Source organism: Acinetobacter sp. GQ146 (assembly GCF_059758585.1).
Genome location: NZ_JCAXDV010000001.1, coordinates 134,115 through 151,352, shown reverse-complemented (window position 1 = coordinate 151,352; position 17,238 = coordinate 134,115). Strand labels below are relative to the sequence as shown.

The following is a 17,238-nucleotide window of genomic DNA, read 5'->3' as shown; positions in this document are numbered from 1 at the left end:
TGGCTTCTTACGTTTTGCCACCATAAAAGGCGCTCAAACCTGAGTGTAATCATCACGCTGGACTAATTTCTATAGTCCAGCGGGTCGATGCTTTAAACTAGATTGATCTACCGCTCTATGCCAGATCGGTAGATCATTTGCTTGCGCAAATTATTCAGGTAGTTTGAAGTCCGTTACAGATTCACGTAATGACTCTGCCATGTTGGCAAGTTCAGAAACCGAACGCGCTGTATCGAAGGTTGCCGTTGTGGTTTGAGAGGTAATCTCTTGTACAACATTCATCGTCGTTGCAATATGGCCTGCAGAAGCGGATTGCAGTTTTGCTGCATCAGAAATGCTTGCAATCAATTTCGCCAAGTTACCCGATACGTTTTGAATTTCATCCAGTGCTACACCCGCATCCTTCGATAAGTTTGCACCACGTACAACCTCAGAGGTGGTTTGCTCCATCGAAATTACGGCTTCGTTGGTATCTGTCTGAATGGTTTTTACTAAGGTTTCAATCTGCTTGGTTGCCGATGCAGAACGTTCCGCAAGACGCTGAACCTCATCCGCTACGACCGCGAAACCACGACCGGCTTCACCCGCCATCGATGCTTGAATCGCAGCGTTTAATGCCAGAATGTTCGTTTGGTCGGCAATATCGTTAATCAGGGCTACGATGTTACCAATTTCCTGAGAAGATTCACCCAAACGTTTAATACGTTTTGAGGTTTCTTGAATCTGTTCACGAATGATATCCATACCTTCAATGGAACGGTTTACAACTTCCGCACCATTCGATGCAATATGTACCGAACGTTCTGCTACCGTAGCAGATTCAGATGCGTTCGCAGATACTTGGTCAATCGACATCGCCATTTCGTTAATTGCGGCAGATGCACCAGCAATTTCTTGCGCCTGATGCTCAGAAGCTTCCGCTAACTGGTTGGTAATGATCTGGGTATTTTGCGTATAGTGCGCCACTTCGGCAGAAGTTTCAGTGATTCGAGAAACTAACTCACGTAATTGGTCGATCGCAAAGTTAATCGAGTCGGCAATTGCACCAGTAAAGTCTTCAGATACCGTTGCATAAGAACGTAAGTCACCATCTGCCAAGTCGGCAATTTCATCAAGTAAACGTAAAATCGCATTCTGGTTACGGTCATATTCTTCTTGTAGACGCGATACACGGACTTTATCGGCTTCACCACGAAGTACAAGTAATTTAAATACGCAGAACAAGAAGCCCAATAAAGCCAGAATTAAGCCCAATGCAGGAATTGCAATCGCCCAACCTGTACCACCAGACAATTTGTTCAAATTGCTTAGCAGCGCATCTGATTGTTCAAAAATTGAAGAAGATGCTTGACGTACTTTTACGATTTGAGCCGAGTTCTTTAATACGGTTGCCGCTGCTGATTTTAATACTTCATCATATTCAGCTTTAATACCATCTAAAGACTCACGTAAAGCTGGCTCTGAAATCTGTTGTACACCCAGTTCTGCGCTACCATTAATTTGTGCATTTAAGTATGAACCAAAGGTTTCAGTATCAGCACTAAAGTCATCCGCTGAGGCACTGGAGTTGGTCGTCCCCGTTAGAACCGAGTTAATCGAACGTAAAATACGTTCTGCAATGAATACCTGGTTCTTCGCAATCACCACCTGACTACTTGGCATGTTTTGACGTGCCATTTGGTCAACCATCAGGTTATATTCAGCCTGAATCCCAGGAATACTTTCACTAATCGCAATATTCGTGTCATATAACTGATTAATGATTTTTTGTTGCGATGCAATTAAGTCAATGTTTTCAGAAACTTTTTTCCATTGTGCATCAACTTCACGTAATGCCTCAGTACTCGCGTGAATATCATTGACTGTTTCAAGATTTTCAGCAAATGCCTTTTGCGATTCGGTTAATTTTTTAATCGATTCTGGTGTACCTGACGCAGTTGCTTCAGTCGCTTGACGTGAAATTGTTTGCGATAAAAGACGTAACTCACCCAAACTACGCGTATATTCGTTATTTCTCGGTACGCTATAGAATAAGTACAACAGAAGGAAAATTGCCAAGATGATACAAAACGCTGCACCCAAAATTAATGGCCTGGACTTTTCACTGTCACCGAATACACGTGAAAACTGTTCCGTCTGTGATTGAATTTTTGCTACTAAAGCATTACCACCCGAACGGTTGGTACTTTCACCTGCATTTTTCTTTTTTAGTTTAAAGCCCATGCAGCTTCTCCCCCGAATTTCGCCTTCATTCTTACTTAATGTGCGTGAGTATTTAATTTATAAGTTTTATAGATGCGTTCATGTATTTTGGATTTTGCAATAAACGACTAAATAAGAAAACATGCCATTGTTGGTTATGTTGATGAAAATACCCTTGGCAATATTCTTGCAAGTTACTATCTAAATCTTTGTGTTTAGAAAAGAAACTTTTCTTATTAAAGTGTTGAATGCCCAAAACCTGATCGACCACCAAACCGACATAATGATCATGATGACTGATACATAAGACTTTTTGAGTCGGTGAATATTGGCTTCGGTGTCCAGAAATATAATGTGCCAAATCTGCAACAGAAAGTAGTCTTCCACGAATATTGGCCAGCCCGATTACCCAAGACTGAGTATTTGGTACTGGCGTATATTTAGGTGGATAAATAACTTCCGAAACCTCACCTAATGGGGCAACGAAATATTGCCCCATCATTTCAAATGCAATCCCTGACCATCGGTTTACTTCATTTTCGGTCGAAACGTAGTTTTTATTGCCACGTTTTGCCAAGCGAAGTAATTCGATAAATCCATTCGCTGCCATAGTTTATCCTGCGTTGAGGTGCTGCTTGATGGTATCGATTAATTGTTGCTCATCGATTGGCTTGGTTAAATAATCAATCGCACCCTGACGTTTACCCCAAACACGGTCAGTTGCCTGATCTTTGGTACTTACAATCACAATTGGAATGTGCTTTGTAGTTTCCCCACGCGAGATTTGGCGAGTTGCTTGGAAGCCATTAACGCCAGGCATCACAACATCCATAAGCACAAGGTCTGGTAATTCAGCTTGTGCCATGGTGACCCCATCAGCACCATTGGAAGCTTCAATCACTTCAAAGCCATGCTTGCCTAAAATTTCTCTAAAACGAAATGTTTCTGTAGGTGAATCATCTACAACCAATATACGAGCCATGCTCTTCCCCAATGCAAAAAACTTATGCTGTTACGTGATTACGAATTGCGTTTAATAGTTCATCTTTACTGAACGGTTTAGTTAAATATTCATCTGAACCGACAACACGACCTTTAGCCTGATCAAATAAACCATCTTTACTCGATAGCATAACGACCGGAATGTTTTGATAATTTTGTGAATTTTTAATGAGTGCACAGGTTTGATAACCATCTAAACGTGGCATCATGATATCGACAAAAACAATATCTGGATTCGCTTCAGCAATTTTTGAGAGCGCTTCGAAACCATCTACTGCGGTCACCACCTCACAACCTTCACGTTGTAATAATGTTTCTGCGGTACGGCGAATGGTTTTTGAATCATCAATTACCATGACTTTTAGATTTTGAAATTTATCGTCCATTTAATGACCCGTCCCATTTTTAGTATGTACAAACATTTGGTATAAAAGTTTTATTACAAGTTGCCAACATTTTTAACATATATTTACTTGTATTTTCAATGAACAGTTTTGAACTTAATCGACACTTTTATCTTTTTTTTTGTACAAACTCACACTTTAACACATCCCAATTTTTTTTTTGATGAATAGATGTTTTTTCTTAAACAGATTAGTTCTAATATAACTTTATTATTACTTAAAAATAAGTAATTTAGTCAACTTTAACTTTGCTGGGGGACTCAATGAAAAGTCAGTTTAGTTGCAAACTCGCTTTCATTGCAAAAAAGGAAATAGCTTTCAAATTGTTATTTTTAAGCCTTATGTTCCTTCAATCTACCCCAAGCTTTGCCGAACCGCCTAAAGCGGTCTGGTATCGTTACTATGATAGCAAAGGTGTTGCAAATATTAGTACCAATGTAACCCCCAACCATATTCGCTATGGCTATGAAGCTTTAGACCAAAATATGCAGGTTATTCAACGTAATCGAGCATATAATGCTGTTACCGAAGAAAAGAAAGCACCGCAACGTGCAGCACAGGCTAAGCAACGTGAAGCTGATTTACGCATCAAACGTGCCTATACAAATAGTACAGTCGCCACGAATAAACGCAATGAAGCTTTAGTCAATATTAAAAATCAAATTAACTTTCAGCAAGATCAGTTAAAACAGTTACAAAATGACCGAATCATCCTTAAACGCCAAGAAATGGAATATCTACGCAAAGGCGACCCTGTTCCTGCCATGCTCAAAAGCAATTTGAACAACAATGCCAGCAATATTAACAATAAGAAGCAGCAGATTCAGTCATTACAAAGCAACTATCGTAATACTCAAGCTGAATACGCCAATATTATTGCGCGTTTAAAAGCCATGGAAAATTAATCCTGCAATTTGACCTCAGATAAGGATGTTTAGATGCAGCTTGTCCCACGATTATTTCAGTCTCGTATTCTCGCATTAAGCATCAGCAGCTGTATCTTAGTCAGTGCATGTCATCAACAGCCTACTCCGCCCCCATCAACAACCGAGGTAAGCATTGAACTGATTCAACAAGACCTCGTCACGCTCAATTATGGTCAAGCTATCGATAAAACTCCATTTACAGGTACCATTCGCGCCATTAAACAAAGTAGTCTGCAATCGCAAATTAGCGCAACAGCCACTCTAGTTAAAGCGGAGATCGGTGATGCCGTTCAACAAGGACAACTTCTGGTTCAACTCAATAATCAGGACAATGAAGCCCGTTTAGCACAAGCCAAAGCTAATTTAGCCGCAACCCAAGCACAAGCCCGTCTTGCTCAAAACATGATGCAACGAAAAAAACGCTTATTGGATCAGGGTTTTATTTCAAAAGTAGAGTACGAACAAAGCCAAGTGGATTATCAGGCTCAATTAGAAAATGTGAATGCACAACAAGCCAGTGTGGAGATTGCCTTAAAAGCACAACAAGATGGTTCGCTTCGCAGCCCCATTACAGGGATTATTACCACACGCCATGTTGAACCAGGACAGACCGTTGCAGCTGGGCAGACCCTTTTTGAAATAATCGATCCTTCTGGTTTAGAAATTCAGGCACGTTTAGCGAGTGATCAACGCAAGGCTCTCAAAGTTGGGCAAAAAATCGAGTACCATTTACAAGGTGAACGTCAGCAACTTCAAGCAACCCTGAGCCGTATTTCCCCACTTGCCGATTTAAATAGCCGTCAAATAGAGTTCTTTGCAACCCCGAATTCACCACTAAACCCGCTCAGTATTGGGGCATTTGTTGAAGGACATATCCTGGAAACTTCTTCAGTTTCTGGACAGTTAATTCCTTTAGATACCATTCGAGATATAGACCATCACCCTTATGTTTGGGTCATACGACAACAAAAAATTGAGCGTGTTCCGATTCAAATTTTGGAGCAACGTTATAGTGAAAATATCGCGGTGATAGATGGACTCCAAACTGGTGATCAAGTCAGCCGCATAAAGTTTAACGATAACGACTTACATAAGACCGTTACCATTCAAAAAAATAAATAAGTTCAGGATCTTAACATGTGGTTAACCCGAATCAGTGTGAAATACCCTGTTTTTACCATTATGATGATGCTCTGTTTAATGGTGCTTGGGTTAGCCTCATGGCAGCGTATGAGCGTGGAAGAGTTTCCTGATGTCGATTTTCCCTTCGTCGTCATACATACCACTTATGCTGGGGCTTCTCCTGAAACCATTGAATCTGAAATTACCAAAAAAATGGAAGATCAGATCAATACTATTGCTGGACTGAAGCAAGTCATCTCTCAATCCAGTGAAGGCCTTTCCACCATTATTGTGGAATTTAATTTAGATGTCCCCTCTGCTGTCGCTGCCCAAGATATTCGCGACAAAATTGCACCCGTCACAGCAGAATTCCGCGACGAAATTCAAGACCCGATTGTGGAGCGCTATGACCCTACGGCCAGCGCGGTGATGTCGATTGTTTTTGAGTCCGATCGACAATCACTCAGCGAACTCAGTAGTTATGTCGACCAACGGATCCTGCCAGAATTACAAACTGTTTCTGGGGTGGGTGCGGTTAATTTACTGGGTGATAGTCAGCGTCAGATACGGATTGTGATTGATCCGTTCAAGCTACAAAGCTATGGCATTGGAATTGATCAAGTGATCAATACGCTAAAAAGTGAAAATATTGAAATCCCGGGCGGAACCTTAAAACAGGCACATTCTGAACTCGTGGTCGAGATCAACTCCAAGGTGATACATCCTTATGCCTTTGGCGATTTAATTGTGGCTACCAAAAATGCTACGCCTATTTTTTTAAAACAGGTCGCCAGCGTCGAGGATAGTCAGGCAGAACTGGAATCCAGTGCCTTTTTAAATGGTAATCCTGCTGTCGCGGTAGATGTATTACGTAACTCCGATTCAAATATTATTCAGGTTGTAGATGGAACCTACAAAGCCTTAGCCAAAATTGAAATGCAATTGCCTCAAGGCATGAGTGCCAAAGTGGTGGTGGATAGCTCCAAAGGGATTCGCGGCAGCATTAAAGATGTCGCGCGCACCATATTAGAAGGCGCGATGCTTGCAGTACTGATTGTGTTGCTGTTCCTCGGTTCATTCCGCTCAACAGCAATTACAGGGATGACATTGCCGATATCCTTACTTGGTACTTTAGCCATGATTTGGGCATTTGGCTTTAGTATTAACATGATGACCCTATTGGCCCTCTCGCTCAGCATTGGTCTATTGATTGATGATGCGATTGTGGTGCGTGAAAATATTGTCCGACATGCTGATATGGGCAAAGACCATGTGACTGCTGCATTGGACGGCACCAAAGAAATTGGTCTGGCGGTATTGGCCACCACCTTAACGATTGTGGCGGTATTTTTACCCGTTGCTTTTATGGGGGGCATTATTGGCCGCTTTTTTTATCAATTTGGAGTAACTGTCAGCACAGCGGTACTGATTTCCATGTTTGTCAGTTTCACGCTTGACCCCATGCTTTCGGCACATTGGACCGCCAAACCTCGACAAAATGCTAAACCGAGCGTATTAAAAAGATTCTTTAATGCCCTCGCTCATCAGCTTGACCGTATAACCATCCTTTACGAATATTTGTTAAAACTGGCCTTACGTTTCCGATTGATCACCCTATTGATTGCGATTGCCTCATTATTTGGTGCATTAGCCTTATCGAAAATGATTGGCACCGAATTCGTACCTGTGCCCGATAAAGCACAAATTCGCATTAAATTTGAAACGCCTGTGAATGCCTCGCTGGAGTATTCACAAGCCAAATTATTACAGGTTGAAAAGGTCTTGCGACAGCATCCTGAGGTACTCAATACCTATGGGGTAATTAACGGCGCGACAGATCGTGGTAAGAACCATGTCAGCTTAAGGGTAACGGTCTCTCCACGCCAGCAACGTACTCAAACACTGGTGCAATTAAACAATGAATTCCGACATCGCTTACAAAGCATTGCAGGCATCAGCATTACCTCAGTTGCATCTGCGGATGAAAATGTTTCAGGCGGTCAAAAGCCGATCATGATTTCCATTAAAGGTCCCGATTTAGATGAACTGCAACACATCTCAGATCAATTCATGACACAAGTTGCCCAAGTGCCTGGTGTGGTCGATCTGGAAAGTTCACTCAAAGAACCTAAAGCGACCCTGAATGTACAGATCAATCGGGTTTTGGCCAATGATTTGGGATTATCCGTTAGCCAGATTGCCAATGTGATACGGCCTTTAATTGCTGGGGACAACGTAACAACGTGGCAAGATGCACGTGGCGAAAGCTATGATGTCAATGTTCGTCTAGCAGAAAGCCAACGCAGCCTGCCGAGTGATTTAGCTGGCTTATATATCAACTCAAGCAAGCAGGATCAGGCTGGACACAATATTCTGGTTCCTTTAGGCAGTATTGCCAGTCTAGAGCAGCGTTTAGGCGCGTCACAAATTAATCGGCGTGATCTAGCCAGAGAAGTCTTAGTCGAAGCCAATACAACAGGTCGTCCTGCGGGTGATATTGGTGCAGATATTCAAAAAATTCAAAATAACTTTAAACTGCCAGCGGGCTATAGTTTTGATACACAAGGGGCAAATGCTGATATGGCAGAATCTGCTGGATATGCCCTGACCGCCATCACCCTGTCGATTGTGTTTATTTATATTGTACTCGGCTCGCAGTTTAATAGTTTCATTCATCCTGCCGCGATTATGGCCTCGCTCCCTCTGTCCTTAATTGGCGTGTTTTTGGCCTTATTCCTGTTTAACTCGACCATGAACCTTTTTTCGATCATTGGCATTATTATGCTGATGGGCTTAGTCACTAAAAATGCCATCCTCCTGATTGACTTTATTAAAAAAGCCATGGAATCTGGCAGCAATCGTTACGATGCGATTCTTCAGGCAGGCAAAACCCGTTTACGCCCCATTTTGATGACCACCAGCGCGATGGTTATGGGGATGATCCCTTTGGCTCTTGGATTAGGTGAAGGTGGCGAACAAAGCGCACCAATGGCACATGCCGTGATTGGCGGGGTCATAACCTCAACCTTACTCACCTTGGTGGTCGTTCCTGTGATCTTTACCTACTTGGATGACTTTAAGAATTTTCTACTTCGTGTCAAAGACAAAATCATGGCATAATTCGGAGCAAGTTAAATAAGCGGTCATTACCTTATGTCCGTTTCATTTATGATTGGATTATCCTCACGATTAATATTAGGACAGTTTTCATGCGCGCGAGTCGCTTTTTATTTGCAACGTTAAGAGAAACCCCAAACGATGCTGAAGTTATTTCACATCAACTAATGCTCCGTGCGGGCATGATTCGTAAATTGGCTTCAGGTTTATATACTTGGCTGCCGATGGGCGTACGTGTGCTAAATAAAGTTGAAGCGATTGTACGTGAAGAAATGAACCGTTCAGGCGCACTCGAAGTATTTATGCCTGTGGCGCAACCTGCAAGCCTGTGGGAGGAGTCTGGGCGCTATGTGCAATACGGTCCTGAATTATTGCGCTTCAAAGATCGTCACGATAATCCATTTGTGTTGGGACCAACTCACGAAGAAGTGATTACCGACTTAGCACGTAATGAACTAAAAAGTTATAAGCAATTGCCGATTAACTTCTACCAAATTCAAACCAAATTCCGTGACGAAATCCGCCCTCGTTTTGGCGTGATGCGTTCGCGTGAATTCATTATGAAAGATGCTTATTCTTTCCATGCTGATCAAGCTTCTCTGCAAGAGACTTATGATCTGATGTATCAAACCTATTGCAACATTTTCACGCGTTTAGGTTTAGATTTCCGTCCAGTTCAAGCGGATACAGGTTCAATCGGCGGTTCAGGTTCACATGAATTCCACGTATTGGCTTCAAGTGGTGAAGATGATATCGCCTTCTCAACCGAATCGGATTATGCAGCCAACATTGAAATGGCTGAAGCGATCTTGGTGGGCGAACGTGCTGCTCCAACCCAAGCTTTGGAAATTGTCGATACACCAAATCAAAAAACCATTGCAGATGTGTCTGCGTTCCTGAAGTCAGACCCTGCGCAATCTGTGAAAGCATTGCTGGTGCAAGGTGTGGCAGATGAAAATGGTCAGATACCTGTTATCGCTTTATTCTTACGCGGTGATCATGAGCTAAATGAAATTAAAGCGGAGAAACATCCGTTAATTGCATCACCATTAACCTTTGCAACTGACGCTCAAATGCAGAGCCTTGGCCTGACTGCTGGTTATATTGGACCACAAGGCTTAGTGGAAAAAGGCGTTACAGTGATTGTTGACCGCGCTGCATCGGTATTATCTGACTTTGTTGCGGGTGCAAACGAAGCAGATAAACATGCCACTGGTGTCAACTGGGAGCGTGATGCGCAGTTTACTGAAGTTTATGACCTTCGTAATGTGGTTGAAGGTGATCCATCTCCAGATGGTAAAGGCACCCTGCAAATTAAACGCGGTATTGAAGTGGGTCATATCTTCCAATTGGGTCAAAAGTACTCAGAAGCATTAGGCTGTAAAGTATTGGGTGAAGATGGCAAACCATTTACTGTGACTATGGGCTGTTATGGTATCGGGGTAACACGTGTCGTTGCTTCTGCTATTGAACAAAACTTCGATGAAAAAGGCATTATTTGGCCAGCAGCAATTGCTCCGTTTGAAGTTGCGATTGTGCCAATGAATGCACACAAATCACCACGCACTGTAGAGGCGGCTGAAGCTTTATATGCTGAGTTAACAGCTGCGGGTTATGATGTATTACTGGATGATCGTAATGAACGTCCAGGCGTAAAATTCTCGGATCTTGAATTAACGGGGATTCCACATCGTATCGTCATTGGTGAGAAAGGCTTGGATGCAGGCACTTTTGAATATAAAGGTCGTACCGATGCTGAATCTGTGAACATTTCTAAAGAAGAATTATTAGCAAAAATTGCCAAGTAATTTTTACTTAGAATAAAAAATCCCGCACTTTGCGGGATTTTTTATTGCAATGACATTAACAAAATTTCATTCCACCAAAGCAGTTAGAACGGAAATTTTGTCCTTGTAAGGTTAAATTGGTCAGTGGAAAATCTAAAGTCGTGGAGTTCAGTGGAATATTTCCAACGGCTAGAGCGGAACCGCCTACACAACCAGTCAACAAATTACCGCATTTTCGCGGATTATCAGTTAAGTCCTGACTAATGCCTGCAATGGTTTGCTGTAACACTTGGTTCGTAATTGCTATTTGCGTAGTTGGGCTTAAACTGCCGAGTTCCACTTCATCTTCCATAGACAACCACCAGCCTTGATTGGCAGCTACTGCCGCCCCAGGCCACAATATTTTTTGGGACTGTAACGATAATGAAGCTGGGTTATTTAGATATAGGGCATGAATTAAACCTAAGTTTTGATTGACCGTAATATCGGTAGTCAGCCCCGTAATATTGCCTGTTACTTGCTTATCTAAGTTAAGTAAACCAGCAACTGTTGCTGTTAATTGCCCACTAAAGTCAATTTGTCCAACCGTACCACTGCCTTTTAATACCACATCTTTTAAACGTGTCCCTGATACAACAGTGGAGTTAATGGTAAAAGGAGCAGAAGTTGAAGATAGGTTTAAATTATAATTTTTAGATGAGTAAGACACTGGAATACATAGATTATACCAAGGACCACAATCCCCTACGCCCAATCCACCTTCAACCACTCCATCGATCGTCATATTGGTATCAGCATAAGTCATGGTACGTGCCTGCGTCACAGCGGTACCTGATGCTGTTTTGGTTTTCATATAACCACTAAAGGAGTTAATCCCATTGGGAGTTGCCGTATTCTCAGTCCCCAAAGTCATCAACCCTGAAATTTTTTCTGCACTGACTCGAAATCCAACCACTTCACGCGTTGCAGCCGAATTCGGATTTTTAATCGCAAATTGTAAAAATGGATTGGTAATTTTTGCCGACGTCGCTGCGCGCTCATCCGAGGTATAGTTGGCATTTGCAGGCAATCCACTGAGCGAAATATTATCGATATCAATATCGCAACTGTTTGCACGAACACTGTTATTAACCCCACCACAACCCAATTGCAGCTTATTAATATTGGCATTCAGCTCCATAACCGCTTCGAGTCCTAACTTGTAAAAACCCATATTTGACTGGTTATAGGTTGTGCCTGTTGAATCCGTTTGTGATATCCCTTGCAAATATTGCAAAGTTAACAATGCCTGACCAGATACATCAGATAGCTCCTGATCGGAAAGACTTTGTAAATTCTTTGCCATGACTGGAATGCTGGTTGATGCCAATACAATACTCAATAATAACTTCGTCTTCATGACTACTTTATTCCTTTCATTCTTTTTATCTTGGAGTAATGCCAAAACTACTGCGAATATTCCCGCCCGTCATCACCATCGTGCCCAAATTCTGCGCCCGATCTACAGTCGGGTATAAATTCACATCGGCCTTTAATACGCCTGCAGCTTGATTGGACGGATTTAAACGAATGCTATTGTTAAATTTGACCTGATCTTTTTCGAGCACGATTTTGGCATTTAAATCGAGCTCTCCCTGTATACGGTCAAAACCAATGGTCGCATTATCTTGGACATTGCTAAAATGCAAATAGTTTCTATTGTTGCTGGCATCGGAAGCATTCAGTTTGATATTGCCTTGAATCGCTAAGTGATTATCCGCTGCTGTGCCTGGTAAAATATTTAATTGTGCAGAAGAGTCTAAGCGTAGTGCCAAACCAAATAGCACATCATCTGTATTGGTAAAACTATTGGCTGGAACAAAACAACTCAAATTACTGGTTGCTGCATTTGCACAAGCAGACGTCTCATATCGACTGCCTGGTAATTGCCCTAGTGCAATCTCAGCACCCATGGCAATTACTAAACGCGGCAAATCAAGTTTAATTCCTGATTGTTGTAGTGCTAAGACCCCTTGAGCATCCATAAACAAATCAATATTACGCAAGCCTGTGTAATAGTTCACTTCTTCCGTGGTGTTATAGCTATTGGGTGCCCCATCAATCAGAATAATTGAAGTCGTTTTGGAACCAGAAGCATCTCGACCTTGGGTGGACATGGTTAAACCAAAGCCTATTGCCTCGGCATTATTGGCACCATAAGTTGTGCCATATAAGCCTAAATTGGCATTTAAGTTATAAATCGGAATGCCCAAGCCCCAAGTAGCGCTTTGTGAACTAATTTGATGACTCGCATCATTACTGTTATTGGCGATAAATTTGGCATTTCTCGCAATCGCCTGAAAATCCATCCCCCGAACAGCAATTGCTACTGCATTTTGGGCAGTATTACTTAAGTTATAACGATCAATACCCGCTTGCTTACCCAATAATTTGGCAATATTCTGTCCAATTTCAAATTCTAATGATTTAGTTTGCACGGCATTGATATAAATGTCGCCGAAGTTGATATAGGCTAAACTGTTGTTTGCTACAAGACTGGAACCGCTCTGAGTCCGAATCTGTAACGGGGTTAAATTTCCAAATTCAATGGAATAGGAGTTCTTGCCCGTATGTCCCAGTTCAAAACGAGTTCCTTCAGCCACAATCGCACCAGAAGCATTCTTTTCATCACGGGTAAAACTGGTTTTCACATTCACATGTAGACCTGTTGAACCTGTCATTGGATTACTAGAAATACTTGTACCTTCGGCTCCACCTAAATTGGTGCGGTCGGCATTGACTGAAATTTCAGCATCACGTAAACGCCCTGATGCCCCTAAGCGAATAATTGAGTTGAGTTGGTCGGTATTATCGTTGGCCGTATAATTTTTAGCATCATTACCCACATTGGTTTTATAGCGAACATCAAGATTAAAACCAGGGCGAGTTTTACCTGGATTATCCAGATCAGGGACACGCTCTAACACGACTTCATTCACGCTACTATCGGTAGCATTTGGGGAGGTCGTGGATAGTACCATTCCCTTATCGGCATCAAGATATAAATAGCCAGTCCCTTTAAAGTTAAAATTAAAATCTTTTAAAATAAATTGGTTATATTCACTTCCATTTTTTAGCGTATGGAAAATATTGGCATTTTGCAGTCCAAACTCTAAGTAGGCTTTATCTTTAGAATTAAATAACCCACTGCGGGTTTCCAACACAAAATTCATGGGTGCTCGATTTTGGAGTGTTAAAGCCCCTAAGGTATTCTGACTAGCACAATCAGCGCCACGTGCTGCATCGCCACACACCGCAACTTTAGCCATATGGATATTGGCAGGATTAACCACTGCTTCCAAGCGGATCCCCGTTTTATTCGCATTCGTCCCAACATCGAGCTTAACCTTGCCGCCAATCTTGTGATTATCGACTTTCGTCACTTCAATATTATTGAGCGACAGGTTTAAATTCCCTGATGTGCCATTGGAGAAATTGGTATTGTCTTTCCAGTTGAATTGGTCAATCGTAACTCGATCTGTTTCATAGGTTAGCGTGATCCCATCTTGTCCTGAAACAGTCCGTAAATTTTGATCCGATAATTCTTGTAAGGCAAAAACTTGTTGAGCCAGTAAAACACTTGAAGCCAACACACTGAGCTTTATGATTTTATTTGTACTCATTCACCGTTCCTTGTGTGATTGAATTAACAACGTGATGCTGCTGAAGAATTGCAACTAAAAAATTTGATTGTGCCTGACATGGCTAAGTTGCCGTGCATATTTAAGCCTGTAAAACCTGTTTCTAAACCACGGTCAAAGACCGACTCATGACTGGTACTATAGGTGGTCTGCTTTAAATAGCCTTTTTGTGCATCTGAACTGCCACTATCTTTTTCAATCGCCAGTGCCTCAAAGCCAAAGTTACGAATCTGAATGGGATAGCCGTCCAAAAAGGTGAGTTTCATCGCTGTTTTATAGCCCGCGCTGGTGGTGACCGTTGTGCCATCTAGCTGAAATTTATCGATTGCGACAGTCCCTTGGATTTTTTTAAACACCAGCCAATACAAATTACCGCTGGCATCTTTACGATTACTCACATTAAAAGCCAAACGGCAAAACTCGTTACTTGCCCCATTACAGCTATATTCATAGGGAACTTCGTTGATATTACTCGGTAAATTATGATTCAAAGAAAAAGACCAACTTAAATCGGCTCCACCTTGCCCACGTATATTCGCCAGCTCAATCGGATCTAAAACCGCTAAATCTGCACGAGCCAATTGAGAGCCCAGCAACAATATGCTAAGGAGATATCGCTTCATTGTTTTGTCCTCACAGCCCTGTTGTGGTTATTTTTAAATGCTGGATGAGCATGCCATCAATCGCTGCAGAACCTAAATTGGTCTTGGTTCCTGTTGGTGTGACAAAACTAATGCCCACCGCATTATTGCTGGTATCGGCTTTTAAGAATTTATTGTTATTGCTAAAGCCAACCGTACCAATCGATATACTGCTGTGCGTGGCAGTGTTGCCCTGATAGGTCTGCCCCATGCTGATAGGGTCGCCACAATATTGCACATTACATGTAGATCCCTTATAGACCGAAGTTGCGCCACTTGCCAACGCGCTATAATCTGTATAAATCTGCTGGTAAACATTGGCTTTGTTTGGAATCCGGGTCAATTCAATTACAAAGTTCTGACCGTCTGCTGCGGTATCCACAATCAGCGGTTGATATACACTCCCCAAAACCAAGTTGATATTCGGACTATATAAAAATACCCCATCATTGGCGTTAAATGTCGGTGCTAGCGTTTTTGAAATGGCAGGGGTAGTTAAATCATTGCTAATATCGGTGGCTAATGTCTCTGCGGTGCTAATTCTTAAGGCTTTGGATGGATCTTCAGTGGTGGCTAATGTTGGATTATCATTGGTATTTAAACGGATTAAGGCCGCCAGACCTAGGGTATTGTTATACGAAGTCGGCAAAGATGAACTTGCCGCCCCTCCCAAAGTTTGGAACAGCTTCAAGTTGGAACCATTTAAGGACAACCCATTGGCAACCAGTTGTAAACGTAAGCGTTGATCTAAACCATTTAAATTGGCAGGTGCACCATTTTTGGCATCGACTGGTGCGGCAACCAAAGGGTTTCGTGCAAAGAAATCTCCCCATAAACCCAATTTAATATTATTGTCCGCTGCGGTATTGGCTGCACCATCCAATACATAAGGTGCTTCTAAGGATAAATAACTGAAATCTTGTGCTTCACCAGCAAAGTCATAGACCACCCGATTGGCTGTGGTACTGATTGATTTCACACTAAATACCCAGGGATTGGTTTCCTGTCCCCAGTTAAAGCCAAGGTTACTAAAACGAGAGTTAAGATTGCTATCGGATGCGGATAAAGCTAAACCATACAGAAATACATCTGCCTTTTTAGCACCTGCTGTTTTAGCAGTCTCTGAAAGTGGTCCTACAGGAATAAAACGAATAAAGCCCGTATCATAATTACGGTTGGCTAAACGGCTTTGGTTTTGTGCTGCGGTCAGTCCATCCTCAGCCGCCTGAAAGACCATTTTGAAATTTTCAGGCAAGATCGCAATTCCTTCTCCTGTAGCATTGCTCAAGACCTGATCGGAAAGTGCTTCTAAGGCAAAGCTAGACGAGCAACACAGTCCGATTACACTCGCCAGTAAAGTTTTACGTAAAATTGTCGTGTGCCGATCCGTCATCGCGACCTTCCTTGTTATGAGATGCTCCGCATCATTATTCTGTTCATCCTGGACTTGGTTATGCTTTGTTTTACTGTCAAATGCCGCCGTATACGGCTCATTTCACCAAGTCATTTTTCATCCTCATTATGCTGAATATTGACCCGATTGCAAAAAAAACTCGGAAAATGCAGGCTTTTTCCGATGAATGAAGTCGAACTATCCATATTTAAAAATGCGTTTGATGCTGGTTTTGATGCACAAAAAAAAACCTATTTGTTTCCACAAATAGGTTTTTCAAGAGGACTCATCAAGAAGCACTAAGCTTTCGGTAAGGTCACTCCAGTTTGTCCTTGGTACTTACCACCACGGTCTTTGTAAGAGGTTTCGCACACTTCATCACTTTCAAAAAATAGCATTTGTGCAACACCTTCACCCGCATAAATACGTGCAGGTAAGTTGGTGGTATTCGAAAATTCGAGTGTGACATGACCTTCCCACTCTGGCTCCAACGGCGTTACGTTTACAATAATACCGCAACGTGCATAAGTTGATTTGCCCAAACATACAGTCAATACATTACGCGGAATACGGAAATACTCCACAGTACGGGCTAGCGCAAATGAGTTGGGTGGAATAATACAAACATCGGACTCGATATCGATAAAACTTTTTTCATCAAAATGTTTTGGATCAACAATAGCCGAGTGAACATTGGTGAACACTTTAAATTCACGCGCACAACGAACATCATAGCCATAACTCGATACGCCATAAGAAATCAGCTTTTCGCCATTTTCATCAAAACGCACCTGATTTTCAGCATAGGGTTCAATCATGCCGTGCTTTTCGCTCATTTCGCGAATCCAACGATCAGACTTAATAGCCATTCTTTTATTTCCAAAAACTTCAAGCAATTCTTGCGCTGTACTTTAACCGAATTCAGCCTTAATGGAAATACGAACACCTCGCATGATGCGATCTT

The 17,238-nt window shown here is 42.1% G+C and carries 13 protein-coding genes; 4 read left to right on the top strand and 9 right to left on the bottom strand.

Going from position 1 to position 17,238, the window contains the following annotated elements; translation table 11 throughout:
- Positions 1 to 150 precede the first annotated feature (150 nt).
- From AC6CHI_RS00660 to pilG, 4 genes are read right to left on the bottom strand one after another with little or no spacing between them, the layout of a single operon-like run.
- Positions 151 to 2,223 carry a methyl-accepting chemotaxis protein gene (locus tag AC6CHI_RS00660; RefSeq protein ID WP_498119046.1) on the bottom strand — a complete coding sequence of 691 codons (2,073 nt, stop codon included), beginning with the start codon at positions 2,221 to 2,223 and terminating at the stop codon, positions 151 to 153.
- Positions 2,224 to 2,275: 52 nt separating this feature from the next.
- Positions 2,276 to 2,812, bottom strand: a complete 537-nt coding sequence (locus tag AC6CHI_RS00655; RefSeq protein WP_458890950.1) for a chemotaxis protein CheW — start codon at positions 2,810 to 2,812, stop codon at positions 2,276 to 2,278.
- A gap of 3 nt (positions 2,813 to 2,815) precedes the next feature.
- Positions 2,816 to 3,184, bottom strand: a complete 369-nt coding sequence (locus AC6CHI_RS00650; RefSeq protein WP_458890951.1) for a response regulator — start codon at positions 3,182 to 3,184, stop codon at positions 2,816 to 2,818.
- Between the two features lie 22 nt (positions 3,185 to 3,206).
- Positions 3,207 to 3,590 (bottom strand): twitching motility response regulator PilG, encoded by a 384-nt coding sequence (gene pilG / locus AC6CHI_RS00645; RefSeq protein WP_106985073.1) that lies wholly within the window; start codon positions 3,588 to 3,590, stop codon positions 3,207 to 3,209.
- Positions 3,591 to 3,871: 281 nt separating this feature from the next.
- On the opposite strand from pilG, the gene AC6CHI_RS00640 reads away from it, so the two are divergent.
- The 4 genes from AC6CHI_RS00640 (at position 3,872) to AC6CHI_RS00625 (ending at position 10,581) form a co-directional block, all read left to right on the top strand.
- Entirely contained in the window at positions 3,872 to 4,513 is a 642-nt protein-coding gene (locus AC6CHI_RS00640; protein WP_498119045.1) for a hypothetical protein, read from the top strand.
- A 33-nt stretch (positions 4,514 to 4,546) separates the two neighbouring features.
- Positions 4,547 to 5,656: an efflux RND transporter periplasmic adaptor subunit gene (locus AC6CHI_RS00635; RefSeq protein ID WP_498119044.1), complete on the top strand. Its 1,110-nt coding sequence runs from the start codon at positions 4,547 to 4,549 to the stop codon at positions 5,654 to 5,656.
- A gap of 15 nt (positions 5,657 to 5,671) precedes the next feature.
- The gene (locus AC6CHI_RS00630) at positions 5,672 to 8,776 is read left to right on the top strand and encodes an efflux RND transporter permease subunit (RefSeq protein WP_498119043.1); all 3,105 of its coding nucleotides are present in this window, start codon (positions 5,672 to 5,674) and stop codon (positions 8,774 to 8,776) included.
- Positions 8,777 to 8,865: 89 nt separating this feature from the next.
- Positions 8,866 to 10,581 carry a proline--tRNA ligase gene (locus AC6CHI_RS00625; RefSeq protein WP_498119042.1) on the top strand — a complete coding sequence of 572 codons (1,716 nt, stop codon included), beginning with the start codon at positions 8,866 to 8,868 and terminating at the stop codon, positions 10,579 to 10,581.
- Positions 10,582 to 10,636: 55 nt separating this feature from the next.
- Here AC6CHI_RS00625 and AC6CHI_RS00620 read toward each other — a convergent pair whose 3' ends face one another.
- From AC6CHI_RS00620 to dcd, 5 genes are all read right to left on the bottom strand, one after another.
- On the bottom strand, positions 10,637 to 11,959 hold the full coding sequence (locus AC6CHI_RS00620) for a hypothetical protein (RefSeq protein WP_498119041.1): 1,323 nt from the start codon (positions 11,957 to 11,959) through the stop codon (positions 10,637 to 10,639).
- Between the two features lie 25 nt (positions 11,960 to 11,984).
- On the bottom strand, positions 11,985 to 14,222 hold the full coding sequence (locus tag AC6CHI_RS00615) for a DUF6160 family protein (RefSeq protein WP_498119040.1): 2,238 nt from the start codon (positions 14,220 to 14,222) through the stop codon (positions 11,985 to 11,987).
- Between the two features lie 23 nt (positions 14,223 to 14,245).
- Entirely contained in the window at positions 14,246 to 14,863 is a 618-nt protein-coding gene (locus AC6CHI_RS00610) for a hypothetical protein (protein ID WP_498119039.1), read from the bottom strand.
- A gap of 10 nt (positions 14,864 to 14,873) precedes the next feature.
- Entirely contained in the window at positions 14,874 to 16,274 is a 1,401-nt protein-coding gene (locus AC6CHI_RS00605; protein WP_498119038.1) for a hypothetical protein, read from the bottom strand.
- A 299-nt stretch (positions 16,275 to 16,573) separates the two neighbouring features.
- Positions 16,574 to 17,143, bottom strand: a complete 570-nt coding sequence (dcd, locus tag AC6CHI_RS00600; protein WP_004814752.1) for a dCTP deaminase — start codon at positions 17,141 to 17,143, stop codon at positions 16,574 to 16,576.
- Between the last annotated feature and the right edge of the window lie 95 nt (positions 17,144 to 17,238).

What these genes read in the sequence shown, in the direction of transcription:
- dcd (WP_004814752.1), bottom strand. Translation starts at nt 17,143, where the DNA reads ATGGCTATTAAGTCTGATCGTTGGATTCGCGAAATGAGCGAAAAGCAC.
- AC6CHI_RS00620 (WP_498119041.1), bottom strand. Translation starts at nt 11,959, where the DNA reads ATGAAGACGAAGTTATTATTGAGTATTGTATTGGCATCAACCAGCATT.
- AC6CHI_RS00660 (WP_498119046.1), bottom strand. Translation starts at nt 2,223, where the DNA reads ATGGGCTTTAAACTAAAAAAGAAAAATGCAGGTGAAAGTACCAACCGT.
- AC6CHI_RS00650 (WP_458890951.1), bottom strand. Translation starts at nt 3,184, where the DNA reads ATGGCTCGTATATTGGTTGTAGATGATTCACCTACAGAAACATTTCGT.
- AC6CHI_RS00630 (WP_498119043.1), top strand. Translation starts at nt 5,672, where the DNA reads ATGTGGTTAACCCGAATCAGTGTGAAATACCCTGTTTTTACCATTATG.
- AC6CHI_RS00635 (WP_498119044.1), top strand. Translation starts at nt 4,547, where the DNA reads ATGCAGCTTGTCCCACGATTATTTCAGTCTCGTATTCTCGCATTAAGC.
- AC6CHI_RS00655 (WP_458890950.1), bottom strand. Translation starts at nt 2,812, where the DNA reads ATGGCAGCGAATGGATTTATCGAATTACTTCGCTTGGCAAAACGTGGC.
- AC6CHI_RS00615 (WP_498119040.1), bottom strand. Translation starts at nt 14,222, where the DNA reads ATGAGTACAAATAAAATCATAAAGCTCAGTGTGTTGGCTTCAAGTGTT.
- AC6CHI_RS00610 (WP_498119039.1), bottom strand. Translation starts at nt 14,863, where the DNA reads ATGAAGCGATATCTCCTTAGCATATTGTTGCTGGGCTCTCAATTGGCT.
- AC6CHI_RS00640 (WP_498119045.1), top strand. Translation starts at nt 3,872, where the DNA reads ATGAAAAGTCAGTTTAGTTGCAAACTCGCTTTCATTGCAAAAAAGGAA.
- pilG (WP_106985073.1), bottom strand. Translation starts at nt 3,590, where the DNA reads ATGGACGATAAATTTCAAAATCTAAAAGTCATGGTAATTGATGATTCA.
- AC6CHI_RS00605 (WP_498119038.1), bottom strand. Translation starts at nt 16,274, where the DNA reads ATGACGGATCGGCACACGACAATTTTACGTAAAACTTTACTGGCGAGT.
- AC6CHI_RS00625 (WP_498119042.1), top strand. Translation starts at nt 8,866, where the DNA reads ATGCGCGCGAGTCGCTTTTTATTTGCAACGTTAAGAGAAACCCCAAAC.